This is a genomic window from Asticcacaulis excentricus, assembly GCF_003966695.1.
Lineage (GTDB): Bacteria > Pseudomonadota > Alphaproteobacteria > Caulobacterales > Caulobacteraceae > Asticcacaulis > Asticcacaulis excentricus_A.
The window spans coordinates 1,921,147-1,934,583 of the sequence record NZ_AP018827.1 but is presented as its reverse complement, the minus strand read 5'-3'; the positions used below and the strand labels follow the sequence as shown (position 1 = coordinate 1,934,583).

Genomic DNA, 13,437 nt, shown 5'->3' with positions numbered 1-13,437 from the left:
ACTGTTCCCAGTTTAATTTTTTGTCAGTTTGTCGTCGTCGTCATCGCCGAAATCGTCATCGGCGTCGTCGAAATCTTCATCGTCAAATTCGGCGTCGGCATCGTCACCGAAATCGAGGTCTTCGTCCTCTTCCTCATCATCCTCGCCCTGCTCGCGGCGAAGGGCGGCCTTTTCGGCGCCGATCTTGAGCAGTTCGTCATTGAGCACCAGCTTGGCGTCGATGATCCAGTCGAACGGGATCATCGCCGTATCCTCCTCACCTTCGAGGTCGATGGCGACGTATTCGCCATCTTCGGTGCCATTCAGTATGCCGCGGAAGCGCTTGCGCCCTTCGGCCAGACGATCCAGTTCCAGACGCGCCTCAAGCCCCGAATAGGTGTCGAAATCCTTCAGGCGGGTCAGCGGACGGTCGATACCGGGCGACGACACTTCGAGAATATATTCACCGGTGATCGGATCGGACTCTTCCAGCCAGGCCGACAGGGCGCGCGACAGGCGGGCGCACTGATTGACGGTGATGTCGCCGTCGGTCTTGCGCTCAGCCATGATCTGCAAACGGCGCGCGCCGCCCGGCTTGTTCGAGCCCATAAGGCGCACGCGCACAATGTCGAGCCCCAGCGCTTCGGCAATGGGGTCAAAGGCTTCGATCAGCTTGCGGTCTTCGGTGGTCTTGGCGCGCAAAATAGGTCCTCAGATGGTTCGTCCGCAGCGTTTCGGGCAACAAAAAAGCGGCTGGCCTTCTTGAGGGCCGCCGCCGGGGCCGCAAGGCCGTTCGGACGATGTTGAGGTGCTTATAGACCCTTGCCACCGGTTTGCCAAGCCCAATAAACGGCGGTCGCCGCCCCTACTTCATACGGATCAGGGGATAGAGGTCAAAATACTCCGCCGGCACGTGCAGGGCCGCCGTGTGGCCTGTGTAAAACATCATCAGCAACCACGTGGCGTATCCGCCAACCCCGACCGTTGCGACCAGAAGGCCCCACGACACAGGCCGCAAGGTCTTCTTGAAAATGTCGAACAGGATGCAGCCCATATGCACAAACAGGGCGAAGATCGCCAATCCATAATAGGGGATAAGCGCGTACATCCAGCCGCTCTGCATCAGGCCCGCGACGATGAGGTAGATATCGCTGTCCACGGTCAGCAACTGACGCACATAGAAGATGAAGGCGACGTGGGTGATAGCGAAAAAGGCGATATAGGTGCCTGAGGCCGCCTGAAGCTGATGCACGAAATCCTTCTTCTTCGCCCAGATTTCCCGCGCCAGCGCCCAGCCGGTCAGTATCTGCACCAGAAAGGCCAGCAGCACGACCATCTCGACCACTGGGTGGCGATAGACCATGCGCGCCACGGCCATAAAGGCGATGTGGGTATCGAGCCCCTGCAAGCCGACAAAATGGTTGGCCATGTGCAGGCACAGAAAGGCAAAGACAAACCCCGCCGAAACCTTATGCAGGCTTTCCATTGATGACCCCGTTACCCGGACATTAACCATAGTTAATACAGGCTAAATCGGGGGCGATGGCTACAGGTTTGCGTCGAACCGGGGTGAAATGCCGTCTTTTCGTGTCAATTTCGCGCATGACGATAAAAATCGAGGAAGACCGGCGCGCAATCGCCCAGCTTCTTCTCTTCATATCGCGTGGTCACGTGATCTGCGGGGGGCGTGTTCCATTCGGCTTGCGACTGGGCAGGCCAGTCAAACGCCGCGTGCGCCGTAGCACGCTCCAGCGTCCAGTCGGCATAGTCGGCCCAGTCGGTGGCAAAGCGCAGGCGCGCCCCATCCTTCATCACGCGCGCCAGAGCATCCAGCGTTTCAGTCTGTATGAAGCGGCGCTTGTGGTGGCGGGCCTTGGGCCACGGATCGGGGAAGAGGATGAAAACCTTATCAACCGAGGCCGCGTTCAGGCGGTCGATCACCGGGCGCGCATCGCCGGGCATCAGGCGCACATTGTTCAGACCGCGCTCATCGACATGGCGCAGCAGGGAGCCGACGCCATTGAGGAAGGGTTCAAAACCGAGGATCAGCGCCTGAGGATTACGCTCGGCCTGTGCCGCCAGATGCTCCCCGCCGCCGAAACCGATCTCCAGCCACAACTCGCTATAGTCGCCAAGGTCGCCAGCAGCGAGTTGCGCGATCAGGGCGTCATTGACTTCGATGGTCGGCAGCAGGGTGTCGAACAGGTCGGCCTGACGCGGTTTCAACGTACGCGACTTGATGCGCCCGAACGAGCGCATGGGCCCCCACGACGGCGAAATGGCGGGCGGTGTTTCGTCTGACATAGAGCGCCTTTTGCAAAAGCACCTCCCCTGAGGTCAGAGGAGGTGCCGGGAAAGCCGCTCTCTTAAAACTCGCGCTTGAGCGCGTCAACCAGATCGGTGCGCTCCCACGAGAAGCCGCCGTCGGCTTCTGGCGTGCGACCGAAGTGACCATAGGCCGCCGTGCGCTCGTAGATCGGTTTGTTGAGGCCCAGATGCAAACGAATGCCACGCGGCGTCAGACCACCGATCAGTTCGGGCAGTAGGGCTTCGAGCTTCGCTTCGTCCACCTGACCCGTGCCGTGGGTATTGACGTAGAAACTCAAGGGGCGCGACACGCCAATGGCGTAGGAGACCTGAAGCGTGCAGCGCTTGGCCAGGCCCGCCGCCACCACGTTCTTGGCGAGATAGCGCAGGGCATAGGCCGCCGAGCGGTCCACCTTGGTCGGGTCCTTACCAGAGAAGGCACCGCCACCGTGCGGGGCGGCACCGCCGTAGGTATCGACGATGATCTTGCGGCCAGTCAGACCGGCGTCACCGTCCGGGCCGCCTATGACGAAATTACCGGTCGGATTGACCAGCCATTCGGTATCCGCCGTCACCATGCCCTGCGGCAGGACTTCGAGGGCATAGGGCTTGACGATGGCTTCGACATCCTTGGGCGTCAGGCCTTCCTTATGCTGGTGCGAGATCAGCACCTTGAGAATGCGCGACGGCACGCCGTTTTCGTACTGCACCGTGACCTGCGACTTGGCATCGGGTTCCAGACGATGATCGCCACCATGACGCGCTTCGGCCAGACGACGCAGGATATTATGCGACCATTGCAGCGGGGCCGAGGTCAGTTCTGCGGTCTCATCCGAGGCATAGCCGAACATGATACCCTGATCGCCGGCACCCTCGTCCTTGTTCTCAGCAGAATCGACGCCCATAGCGATGTCGGCCGACTGAGCGTGCAGGTGGCAAGCATAGTGGGCCGTGGCCCAGTGGAAGCCCTTTTGCGCGTAGCCGATATCCTTGATGGCCGCGCGCACCTTGTCTTCCAGACCCGCAATGATTTCGCGCATCTTGTCATCGGCGGCGCGCACTTCACCGGCCAGAATGACCCGCTCAGTGGTCACCAGGGTTTCACACGCGACGCGGGCTTCGGGGTCTTCGCGCAGGAAGGCATCGACGACGACATCGGAAACCCGGTCGGCAACCTTGTCCGGATGGCCTTCGGAGACGCTTTCGGAAGTGAAGATGTAGGACGGGCGCATGGCGGACCTCCGCGGTTCAACGAAACAGTTCGCACTCTCATATAAACATATCTTTATATGATCAAGTCGTTTGTGGCGGAACTACAGGACGAGTATCGTGAATCTGAAGTTCGCCCGGCTTTCGATATCAGAATGAAGCGAACTTCAGATTCACGATACTGGCCCTCACGAAATGCTAAAAACCCCGCCGTTGGGCGGGGTTTGCGGGGTATAGTCAATCAAACCGTTCAGTCTTCGCTGTCTTCGGCCAATGCACGCACCAGTTCAAGGATACGGCGGCGATGCTTGGCATTTTTGATACGTGGGAATGCCTCAGCCAGTTCGATGCCTTCGGTCGTCATCAGGAAGCCGTGCACGAACTGCTCGGACTGTGACTCCGAAAAGCCCTCGACGGCTTCGGACTCACCGTAGCCTTCAAAGAAGTAGGCTACCGGGGCCTTGAGCGCCCGCGAGATTTCATGCAGCTTAGACGCGCTGATGCGGTTGGAACCGCGCTCGTACTTCTGCACCTGCTGGAAGGTCAGGGAGATGGTTTCTGCCAACGCCTCCTGCGACATTCCCAAAAACTTGCGACGCATACGCACACGCGCACCGACATGCAAATCAACCGGATTCGGACTGCGGTCCGTCTTAGAATTTTCGTCCAACTTTGCCTCTTTACTTTTATACAGCCGGCGTTGTCGCCGTACCGCTTTTTGTCGTAACACCGCCTCCCATCCGGACCTGGGAGGCGGTCATCTTTCTTGGTTGTTTTTGCTAACGTTTACAAAAGTCACAAATACCAATGGAATCAAGCAAAAAAGCGCCACAAGCATGAGGTGCAGGTGCCGCCACAGCGTGTAAGGGGTAAATGATACCGCAGACGGTAACATCACATCACGAAAGCCTGATTGACCGATGCCGATTTCCGAGCCCGGCACGATGCGCCCCAGGGGGTCAATTACCGCAGAGACACCCGTAGGAGTTGACCGGACCATGGGCAGACCTTCTTCGATGGCGCGATAGCTGGACAGGTTGAGGTGCTGCACCGGTCCGGTTGTCGGGCCAAACCACGCATCGTTGGAAATATTGACAATCCATGATGGCCGTAATGGGGCAGACGGCGGTTTGGCCTCACCCGTGGCCAAGGCGGGGAACAGACCTTCATAACAGATCAGCGGCAGAAACGACGGCAATCCCGTGACTTCGACGGGATGCGTGCGCGGGCCGGGACTGAAGCCGTCACCGACATGCGCTAACTCCTTTACGCCAAGGCTTTCCAGCACGCTTTCAAAGGGCAAAAACTCACCAAACGGCACCAGTTTGAACTTGGAATAGACGACCTGATAGTTTGTGCCGCTCTCATCGCGGGAAAGCGCCAGCAGGGAGTTACGCCATACAAGGGCGTCATGGTCATCTATCGCGCGGTGATAGGCGCCCCACAGCAAAATCTGATCTGGCCTAAGGAGGCCAGCAAACAGGTTTGCAGTCTCCGATTGTGGATCGAGCAGGTTCTCAGCGGCGTCCGGAAGCGCCCCTTCCGGCCAGATAATAACGTCTGGGTAACCCTTATTATCACGTTTTGTAACAGACTGTAAAAATTCTCGCTTCGCGTGTGCCTGACTGTGGGTTACATAGCCGCGCATGACCTTGAGCAGCGCCCCTTCTGTCCACTTGGCGCGCTGACCGATGTTCGGCTGTACAAGGCGTATCCATGTGCCCGTGGTCGCAATCTCGGTCGTGGACAGGCGCACAACCCCGAAGGTGAAGCCTGCGAACAGCACCACCGCCGACACGGCCACCGGCCACAGACCCTTCAAGCCGTATCCACGACGGCTGACCGCAGGGCTGGCGAATAGGGTGACGGTAAACAGGCTGAGGCCATAGACGCCGAACAGCGCGGCCAGTTGCGACATCGCTGTACCCGCCTTCCACGTCGCGCCGGCCGGATTCCACGGAAACCCGGTCAGGATTGTGCCGCGCAGCCACTCAAACAGGCAGAACAGACCGGCAAAGACCAGCCAGCGTGACCAGTGCCCCGCCAATCGCCCACTGGCCAGTTTGCGATAGACTGCAAACGCCGCTCCCCAGAACAGGGCAATACCACCGGGCAGCAGGCAGACCGCAAACGGGGCCATCCAGCCCTGATTGCTGGCATCGACCAGAAAGGCCTCCGCCACCCAGAAACAGCCGACGAGGAAATAGAGAAACCCGGCCCACCATCCTATCGCGAAGGCCCTGCGCAACGGCCTAGGGCCGAGGTCCTGATCAAGGCTCCACAGAAGGACGGCATAGGCCAGAAGCCCCGGCAGAAATCCGAACGGCGGCTGCGCCAGCCCCAGCAGCACCCCCATCAACGCCGCCTGCCGCTTTGGCCCCACATAGCGGCGGTACAGGGCGAAGGCGGGCGCCAAACGGGCACCGAGTTCGGTCAGGGTCATACGTCTTCCGGAATCAGGTCGGGTTTGCGTTCGTGACGATGCAGACGCAGGCGTTTGATGCGGCGCTGATCGGCGTCCAGCACTTCTATATCTATCCCCGCCGCCGCGTAAGGGATGATTTCGCCCGGCTGCGGTACGCGCCCCGCCAGCACGGCCACCAACCCCCCCAGCGTATCGACCTCATCCTCACCGTCTTCGGGGAACAGGCGCAGACCCAGCCGCTCCTCAAGCGTCTCCAGCTCGACGCGGCCACTGACCTCGATCTGCCCCTCGGCGGTTTCGATCAGGTCTTCGGCTTCGTCGTCGTCATATTCATCGGCAATGTCCCCAACCACGGCTTCGAGCAGGTCTTCGAGCGTGACCAGCCCGTCCGTGCCGCCGTGTTCGTCGATCACCAGCGCCATGTGCGACCGCTCGGTTTGCATCTTCAGCAGCAGGTCCGTCGCCGACATAGCCCCCGGCACATAGATCAGTTCGCGCTTGAGCCGGTCGGTCACGGGGGCGTCCCAGTCGGGAATGCGCCGGTCATCAGACGGGGCCAGCAGCTTGAACACGTCTTTCACGTGGATGACGCCGACCGGATGATCGAGATTGTCGCTATAGACCGGCAGGCGCGAATGCTCGCTTTCGACGCAGACCCGCACCAGTTCGGACAGGGTGGCGGTGTCTTCGATGCCGATAATATCGACCCGCGGCGTCATCACGTCAGATACGCGCAGGTTCTGAAAGGCACGGGCGTGTTCGATCAGGTCGTTGGAAGCCTCAGGACGGTCGCTCAGACTGAGCGGCTTTTCCGCCTCATCCGGCCCCAACAGGCCAAAGAGGTTCAACAGGGTCTTTCTGGGTCCGGTCGGGCGCTTGGCGCTACGACTGTCAGGCTCCGGCATGGTCAGTGGCCTATTTCTCTAGGTAAGGATCGGCAATGCCGAGCCCGTGCAGGATCTTGCGCTCAAGGTCTTCCATCTCCTCGGCTTCGGGATCATTGATGTGATCATACCCCAAAAGATGCAAAGCGCCATGCACGCTGAGGTGCGCCACATGGGCCTTAAGCGTTTTTTTCTGTTCTTTGGCCTCGCGCACGCAGGTTTCAAACCCGAAAGCAATATCGCCCAGATGCGGGTGCATCATATCCGGCGCGGGAAAGGACAGCACATTGGTGGGGGCGTTCTTCTGACGGAACTCTTTGTTGAGCGCCTTCATTTCGGCGTCATCCGTCAGCAGCACCACCAGGTCCAACTGCTCCTTCGCGCCCAGATAGACAAAGGTCGCCTCAATGGCACCGGTCACCACCGCCGACACATCGGGCAAGGCTTCGGTCCAGTCGTCGTGTTCGACCTCAATGTCGATCAGGGGGGCAAATTCAGTCATGTTTTTCGCTGTCATAGGCACGCACGATACGCGCGACCAGTTCGTGACGCACCACGTCTTCGGCGGTGAGGCGCGACACCCCTACCCCCTTCACGTCGTTCAGAAGGCCAACGGCGTGCACCAGACCGGAATCCGAAGCGCGTGGCAGATCGACCTGCGACGGATCACCGGTGACGACCATTTTCGAGCCTTCGCCCAGGCGCGTCAGCACCATCTTCATCTGCTGTTTGGTGGTGTTCTGCGCCTCATCGACGATGACATAGGCATTGGACAGGGTGCGGCCGCGCATATAGGCCAGCGGCGCGACTTCGATTTCGTTGCGCTCACGGCGGCGACGCAGGCTTTCCGCCCCCAGAATATCATCCAGCGCCTGCCAGATCGGCATCAGGTACGGATCGACCTTTTCATTCAGATCACCGGGCAGGAAGCCCAGCTTTTCGCCCGCTTCGACCGCCGGGCGGGTAATGACCAGACGATCCACCGCTCCCTTGAGCAGCAGTGACGTACCGTGCGCCACGGCCATAAAGGTCTTGCCGGACCCTGCCGGCCCCAGCCCGAAGGTCAGGTCGTTGCGCAACAATTGCTGATAATACTTCGCCTGCCCCTCGGTCTTGGGGGCAATGGCCCCTTTGCGGCCCATCACGATCACATGCGATTGCCCGTGGTGATCGGCCCAGACCGGCGACTTACCCGTCGGGTTCTGGATCAGGGTGCGAACATCGACCTCGCTGATCTCCACCCCTTCGTCATAAAGCTCAGACAGGGCGTTGAGGATGACGTGCGCGCGCTGACGATCGCGCACCTTGCCCGTCACCTGAAAGCCGCCGCCGGGCGTTTCGATCAGCACGTGATAGGCCCCTTCGATCAGGGCCAGATAGCGCTGCGCCGGTCCGGACAGGGCCAGAACCTTGTCTTCGCTCAGTTCGATGAAATCTTCGGTGGCAAGGGTCAAGCGTGTACCTTTTCCAGTTCCCCGATCAGAGAATTGTTCCCCACGCCCACAATCTTCACCGGCACGATCTGACCGATCAGGTGCGCCGCGTCTTCGGCAAACACCGCGTGCAGCCAGGGCGAACGCCCGACGGCCTGCTGACCATAGCGACCCGGCTTTTCAAACAGCACGTCGATGGTTTGCCCCACCAGCGAGGCCTTAAACGCCTGCGCCTGTTCGTTGATCAGCGCCTGAAGCGCCTGAAGACGCGCATCGGCCACGGCCTCATCGACCTGACCCGGCATGGCAGCGGCCGGTGTGCCCGGACGCTTCGAATATTTGAACGAGAAGGCCGAGGCGTAACCGACCGTGCGGATCAGGTCCATCGTGTCTTCGAAATCCTTGTCCGTCTCACCGGGGAAGCCGACGATGAAGTCACCGGACAGGGCGATGTTCGGCACGGCGGCCTTCAGGCGCGCAATCAGGTCGATATAGGCCTGACGTCCATGCTTGCGGTTCATGGCGCGCAGGATCTTGTCCGACCCCGACTGCACAGGCAGGTGCAGATAGGGCATGACCGCAGGGTTTTCCGCATGGGCACGGATCAGCTCATCGGTCATGTCATTGGGGTGCGAGGTGGTGTAGCGGATACGATCCAGCCCCTCGATCTCCGACAGAGCCTGCATCAGGCGCGGCAGAGTCGATTCCTGACCATCAGCCTCAAGCCCATTATAAGCATTGACGTTTTGACCCAAAAGCGTGATTTCACGCACGCCTTTCGAGGCCAGCGAACGCGCTTCCTCAAGGATCGAGGCCACCGGACGCGACCATTCGGCTCCGCGCGTATAGGGCACCACGCAGAACGTACAAAACTTGTCGCAACCCTCCTGAACCGTCAGGAAGGCCGTCGGACCGCTCGCCTGACGCTCGGTCGAAAGGGCATCGAACTTGTCTTCCGGGGCGAAGTCGGCCTTGAGGCGCTCGCCCTTGGCGCGGGTGGTGCGCGCGATCAACTCAGGCAACTGGTGATAGGCCTGCGGACCAACGACCAGATCGACGGCCGGCGCGCGATTCATGATCTCTTCGCCCTCAGCCTGCGCCACGCAACCGGCGACCGCAATCGTCATACGCCCTTCGCCACGCGCTTCCTTTTCCTGACGCATCACCTTCAGGCGACCGATCTCAGAATAGACCTTTTCGGCCGCCTTTTCGCGGATATGGCAGGTGTTGAGCAGCACCAGATCAGCGCCTTCGGCCTGATCGGACACGGCATAACCCAACGGGCGCAGGAGATCAGCCATGCGCTCACTGTCATAGACGTTCATCTGACAGCCGTAGGTTTTGATGTGCAGCTTTTTGGATGCGGCGGATGCGGTTTCACTCATGCGGTGCTTATGAGGTTTCAGGCCTCGTTTTTCAAGGCCAAACACCGGATTTTACCCACATGGTGTCGCACGATCCAAACACCGACCCTGATCCTTTTTGATTGTTGTTGATTAATTTATATGATAATTTGATCGAATAAGAAACAGAAGATCGCCACACGGCGGAGCTATGCACGTCATGCGCTCCGGTTGTCAGCGGCCCCTCAGGGAAGAGATAGATGAGCCTTTCACGCCGGTCGGTTCTGTATGCAGGTTTATCCGTGCCCCTATTCACTGGCACCGCCCAAGCCGCATCCGGCCTGAGCCACAAACGCCTGTCGGTTAGCGCGCCTTTTGATATGCCGTCTCTTCGCGTGCCCGATTTTTCGCGAGCCCGACGTTTCCCCATCACCGATTTTGGTGCCTCTCCTGAGGATCAGGCGGCCACCTCAGCCGCCATTACAAAAGCCATTGATGCCGCGCATCGGGCCGGTGCAGGCAATGTGATCGTACCGGAAGGTATATGGCCCACCGGCAAGATACACCTGAAAAGCCACGTCAACCTGCACCTGTCGAAAGGTGCAACCCTGCTCTTTTCCGAAAAGCCGGAAGATTACCTGCCGCCGGTTCAGACCTCTTGGGAGGGGATTGAGTGTTTCAACTATTCACCACTGGTCTATGCGTTTGACTGCGAAAATGTGGGGATGAGTGGCGAAGGTAAGCTCAAGGCAAAGCTCGATGTCTGGCAACTTTGGTACAAGCGCCCGAAGCCACATATGGATGCGCTTATAAGGCTATACGATCTGGCCTATAAGGGTGTACCTGTCGAAGCGCGTCAGATGGTCGAAGGCGAAAACCATCTGCGGCCGCATTTTGTGCAGTTTAACCGTTGCCGCAATGTGCTGATCGAAGACATTTCAATCGAAGACAGTCCCTTCTGGACGATACATCCCCTTCTGTGTCGTGACGTGGTGATCCGCCGCGTGAAGGTGCGGGCCCACGGCCATAATAATGATGGCGTTGATCCGGAGATGAGCCAGAACGTGCTGATCGAGGACTGTGTGTTCGATCAGGGGGATGACGCCGTGTCCGTCAAGTCGGGCCGGGACATGGACGCCTGGAGACTCAATACGCCGACAAAGAATGTCGTCATGCGTAATTGTCGCATCAAGAACGGCCATCAACTTATGGCCGTCGGCAGCGAACTATCCGGCGGCATTGAAAACGTCTTTGTTGATAACTGTCACTTCGTGGGTGATGGCAAGGGCGAAGACGGCTGGGCCGTACCCATCAACAACCTGCTCTATGTCAAAACCAACGAGCGTCGTGGCGGTTTCGTCAAAAACATCCACATGCACAATGTCAGCGCAACGAAAATTCAGGGCAGTCTTTTAGCGGTGGAAACCGATGTACTTTACCAGTGGCGCACCTTGCTGCCGACCTATGTGCGCAAGCTGACACCCATCGAGGGACTTTACCTGTCCGACGTGCGCGTCGAAGAGGCGAAGCACCTCTGTCTGATCAAGGCCGAAGCGGATATGCCTGTGAAAACCGTGTCTCTTCGCCGGCTACGCGCCAAAGCCCTGACGGACTCGCCGATCCAGACGCAGAATGTTCAGGGCCTGATCAATCGCGCCTGATCACTTGTCGTCGAGCGGCACGCCATACAGTTCCAGCTTATGACCGACCAGCTTATAGCCCAGCTTTTCCGCCAGAGCGGTTTTCAGCTTCTCGATCTCTTCGTCGAAAAATTCGATCACTTCGCCCGATTTGATATTGATCAGGTGGTCGTGGTGGTCTTCGCCCGCCTGCTCATAGCGCGAACGGCCATCGCCGAAATCGTGGCGTTCGACCACGCCGGCCTCTTCGAACAAACGCACCGTGCGATAGACGGTGGCCAGCGAAATATGCGGATCGACGGCAGCGGCACGGCGGTACAGTTCTTCGACGTCCGGGTGATCCGTAGCCTGAGACAGCACACGGGCGACGACCCGGCGCTGATCGGTCATGCGCATACCTTTTTCGACGCATTGCTGTTCGATACGGTCCATGCGGCCCTCCCGGATTTGTCGTTTATACATTGCGGCGTTGCGCCGCACCCCTATGGAATTAAGGGCAATCGTCTCAAACCGCAAGACTGAGAATAAGGGCGTCCACCAGCACGCCACCGCGCCGACTGTAATAAAGCGGGCGACGGCCGACCTGACGGAAGCCCAGACCCTCGTAAAGGGCGATGGCGGCAGGGTTATCGACGGCCACTTCGAGGAACAGGCTGCGGATATTTTTATGCGCCAGATGCGCGATCAGGTGCTGCAACAGGGCGCGCGCATGGCCACGTCTTTGGGCGGTCGGATCAGTCGCGATGGTCAGGATTTCAGCTTCATCGACGACCACCGAGATCAGCACGAAGGCCTGAAGCCGCTCCCCCTCGTACATGCCAAAAGCCGTGTATTTTTCGCTTTTCAGATATTCCGAGAAATCGGAATCATTCCAGCCAAAATCGAAGGTCTGCGCGTGGATTTCTACCAATCGCGGGTCAAATTCTTCGATTTGGAGAATATTATTCATATTATCTGGAAGTTTCTTCTTTCAGGAGAAATTGACCACCGACTTGTCTGAAACCTTGGCATCCGCGTCGCGCATATAGAGCGGTGTCAGGTCGTCATAGGCGGTGGTTGAAGCAAAACACAGGGTCGCCATCGCCCTCAGATCAGGGAGGACATCCGCGGCAATCTGTGCCTGCGGGAAGCGTTCGGCCAGAAGCGGTGCCCCCGACCCGATCAGCCAGTCCCAGCCGTTACCCATGTCAATTTCATCTAATTTTACAAAATCATACGACTCAGGCGGTGAAACCGTGTTATCGGCGTCAAGGCGCTGACAATAGAGCTGACCGCGTCCGGCATCGTGCGCCACCAATCGTCTCTGATTATCAAAATTCGCTGCCCGCCCCATCAGCTCCAGCGTCGAAAATCCACGCAAACTGATGCCCAGTCCCGACGCCATACCCTTAGCAAAAGACAGACCGACACGCAGGCCAGTGAACGACCCAGGCCCCAAGGTCACGCCCAAAATATCGATGTCGCGTATATTAATTCCAGTTTTTTCGAAACAGTGCAGAGCGGCGGGACCAATGAATTCCTGATGCCCGCGCGTCATGTATTCCCTAAGTGCCACCACCTCAGAGACGGACCCGTCTTTATGCGAAAAAAGCCCAATCTGACAGGCATTTAGCGCTGTATCTATGACTAAGGCCAGCGCCACCTTACAGGACCTGCTCGATGGTTTTGACTTCCGGCACATAGTGTTTCATCAGGGATTCCACGCCCTGACGCAGGGTGGCCGATGAGGACGGGCAGCCCGAGCAGGCCCCGCGCATATGCAAATAAAGCGTGCCCGACTCGATGTCGAAATGTTCAAATTCGATGTCGCCGCCGTCCTGAGCCACCGCCGGACGCACGCGCGTATCCAGCAGGTCTTTGATTTCCAGAACGATTTGCGCCACTTCCCCCTCATAGGTGCGCTCATTGGCGGCACCCTCTTCATTGAGGATCGCACGGCCCGAGGCATAGAAATCCATGATGGCGGCCAAAATCGGGGCCTTGATCTGTGCCCAAATCAGACCGGCCTCCGGGTCACGCTTTACGGTCAGGAAGTCAGAGCCGAAATAGACGCCCGCCACGCCGTCAATCTGAAACAGCGACAGGGCTAGCGGCGATTTTTCCGCCTCGGTTTCCGTGCGGAACTCCAGCGACCCTTTACCCAGAACCTCACGGCCGGGGATGAATTTCAATACATCGGGATTGGGTGTGGCTTCGGTCTGGATAAACATGAGCGGC

15 protein-coding genes are annotated in these 13,437 nt (G+C 58.8%); 1 reads left to right on the top strand and 14 read right to left on the bottom strand.

Features of this window, described 5'->3' with window-relative positions; translation table 11 throughout:
- Nucleotides 1–12: 12 nt before the first annotated feature.
- The 10 genes from rimP to miaB form a co-directional block, all read right to left on the bottom strand.
- The gene (rimP, locus tag EM6_RS09025; protein ID WP_126422074.1) at nucleotides 13–681 is read right to left on the bottom strand and encodes a ribosome maturation factor RimP; all 669 of its coding nucleotides are present in this window, start codon (nucleotides 679–681) and stop codon (nucleotides 13–15) included.
- A gap of 163 nt (nucleotides 682–844) precedes the next feature.
- A complete protein-coding gene (locus EM6_RS09020) occupies nucleotides 845–1,465 on the bottom strand; it encodes a hypothetical protein (protein WP_232037037.1) in 621 nt (206 codons plus the stop codon).
- Nucleotides 1,466–1,569: 104 nt separating this feature from the next.
- On the bottom strand, nucleotides 1,570–2,283 hold the full coding sequence (gene trmB, locus EM6_RS09015; protein ID WP_126422070.1) for a tRNA (guanosine(46)-N7)-methyltransferase TrmB: 714 nt from the start codon (nucleotides 2,281–2,283) through the stop codon (nucleotides 1,570–1,572).
- 62 nt (nucleotides 2,284–2,345) lie between these two features.
- Nucleotides 2,346–3,518 (bottom strand): methionine adenosyltransferase, encoded by a 1,173-nt coding sequence (gene metK, locus EM6_RS09010; RefSeq protein WP_126422068.1) that lies wholly within the window; start codon nucleotides 3,516–3,518, stop codon nucleotides 2,346–2,348.
- Between the two features lie 227 nt (nucleotides 3,519–3,745).
- Nucleotides 3,746–4,096, bottom strand: a complete 351-nt coding sequence (locus tag EM6_RS09005) for a helix-turn-helix domain-containing protein (protein ID WP_420000741.1) — start codon at nucleotides 4,094–4,096, stop codon at nucleotides 3,746–3,748.
- A 156-nt stretch (nucleotides 4,097–4,252) separates the two neighbouring features.
- The gene (lnt, locus tag EM6_RS09000; RefSeq protein WP_126422066.1) at nucleotides 4,253–5,938 is read right to left on the bottom strand and encodes an apolipoprotein N-acyltransferase; all 1,686 of its coding nucleotides are present in this window, start codon (nucleotides 5,936–5,938) and stop codon (nucleotides 4,253–4,255) included.
- Complete coding sequence (locus tag EM6_RS08995) at nucleotides 5,935–6,825, bottom strand: hemolysin family protein (RefSeq protein WP_126422064.1); 891 nt, start codon at nucleotides 6,823–6,825, stop codon at nucleotides 5,935–5,937. The genes lnt and EM6_RS08995 overlap by 4 nt, the downstream gene beginning before the upstream one ends.
- 10 nt (nucleotides 6,826–6,835) lie before the next feature.
- Nucleotides 6,836–7,306, bottom strand: coding sequence for an rRNA maturation RNase YbeY (gene ybeY / locus EM6_RS08990; RefSeq protein ID WP_126422062.1), 471 nt, complete (start codon nucleotides 7,304–7,306; stop codon nucleotides 6,836–6,838).
- A complete protein-coding gene (locus tag EM6_RS08985) occupies nucleotides 7,299–8,258 on the bottom strand; it encodes a PhoH family protein (RefSeq protein WP_126422060.1) in 960 nt (319 codons plus the stop codon). The genes ybeY and EM6_RS08985 overlap by 8 nt, the downstream gene beginning before the upstream one ends.
- Entirely contained in the window at nucleotides 8,255–9,622 is a 1,368-nt protein-coding gene (gene miaB, locus EM6_RS08980; protein ID WP_126422058.1) for a tRNA (N6-isopentenyl adenosine(37)-C2)-methylthiotransferase MiaB, read from the bottom strand. The genes EM6_RS08985 and miaB overlap by 4 nt, the downstream gene beginning before the upstream one ends.
- A 260-nt stretch (nucleotides 9,623–9,882) precedes the next feature.
- Between miaB and EM6_RS08975 the strand changes: the two genes are divergently transcribed.
- Complete coding sequence (locus EM6_RS08975; RefSeq protein WP_232037036.1) at nucleotides 9,883–11,241, top strand: glycoside hydrolase family 28 protein; 1,359 nt, start codon at nucleotides 9,883–9,885, stop codon at nucleotides 11,239–11,241.
- Here EM6_RS08975 and EM6_RS08970 read toward each other — a convergent pair whose 3' ends face one another.
- From EM6_RS08970 to EM6_RS08955, 4 genes are all read right to left on the bottom strand, one after another.
- The gene (locus EM6_RS08970) at nucleotides 11,242–11,652 is read right to left on the bottom strand and encodes a Fur family transcriptional regulator (RefSeq protein ID WP_013477699.1); all 411 of its coding nucleotides are present in this window, start codon (nucleotides 11,650–11,652) and stop codon (nucleotides 11,242–11,244) included. It lies immediately after the preceding gene.
- Between the two features lie 73 nt (nucleotides 11,653–11,725).
- Nucleotides 11,726–12,169, bottom strand: coding sequence for a ribosomal protein S18-alanine N-acetyltransferase (gene rimI / locus EM6_RS08965; RefSeq protein WP_126422054.1), 444 nt, complete (start codon nucleotides 12,167–12,169; stop codon nucleotides 11,726–11,728).
- A 21-nt stretch (nucleotides 12,170–12,190) separates the two neighbouring features.
- Entirely contained in the window at nucleotides 12,191–12,862 is a 672-nt protein-coding gene (gene tsaB / locus EM6_RS08960; RefSeq protein WP_172961170.1) for a tRNA (adenosine(37)-N6)-threonylcarbamoyltransferase complex dimerization subunit type 1 TsaB, read from the bottom strand.
- A gap of 1 nt (nucleotide 12,863) precedes the next feature.
- Nucleotides 12,864–13,430 (bottom strand): NifU family protein, encoded by a 567-nt coding sequence (locus EM6_RS08955; protein ID WP_126422050.1) that lies wholly within the window; start codon nucleotides 13,428–13,430, stop codon nucleotides 12,864–12,866.
- Nucleotides 13,431–13,437 lie beyond the last annotated feature (7 nt).

Bases quoted from the DNA above. Each gene is read 5' to 3' on its own strand.
- EM6_RS09020 (WP_232037037.1), bottom strand. From the start codon at position 1,465: ATGGAAAGCCTGCATAAGGTTTCGGCGGGGTTTGTCTTTGCCTTTCTG.
- trmB (WP_126422070.1), bottom strand. From the start codon at position 2,283: ATGTCAGACGAAACACCGCCCGCCATTTCGCCGTCGTGGGGGCCCATG.
- metK (WP_126422068.1), bottom strand. From the start codon at position 3,518: ATGCGCCCGTCCTACATCTTCACTTCCGAAAGCGTCTCCGAAGGCCAT.
- EM6_RS09005 (WP_420000741.1), bottom strand. From the start codon at position 4,096: ATGCGTCGCAAGTTTTTGGGAATGTCGCAGGAGGCGTTGGCAGAAACC.
- lnt (WP_126422066.1), bottom strand. From the start codon at position 5,938: ATGACCCTGACCGAACTCGGTGCCCGTTTGGCGCCCGCCTTCGCCCTG.
- EM6_RS08995 (WP_126422064.1), bottom strand. From the start codon at position 6,825: ATGCCGGAGCCTGACAGTCGTAGCGCCAAGCGCCCGACCGGACCCAGA.
- ybeY (WP_126422062.1), bottom strand. From the start codon at position 7,306: ATGACTGAATTTGCCCCCCTGATCGACATTGAGGTCGAACACGACGAC.
- miaB (WP_126422058.1), bottom strand. From the start codon at position 9,622: ATGAGTGAAACCGCATCCGCCGCATCCAAAAAGCTGCACATCAAAACC.
- EM6_RS08970 (WP_013477699.1), bottom strand. From the start codon at position 11,652: ATGGACCGTATCGAACAGCAATGCGTCGAAAAAGGTATGCGCATGACC.
- rimI (WP_126422054.1), bottom strand. From the start codon at position 12,169: ATGAATAATATTCTCCAAATCGAAGAATTTGACCCGCGATTGGTAGAA.
- EM6_RS08955 (WP_126422050.1), bottom strand. From the start codon at position 13,430: ATGTTTATCCAGACCGAAGCCACACCCAATCCCGATGTATTGAAATTC.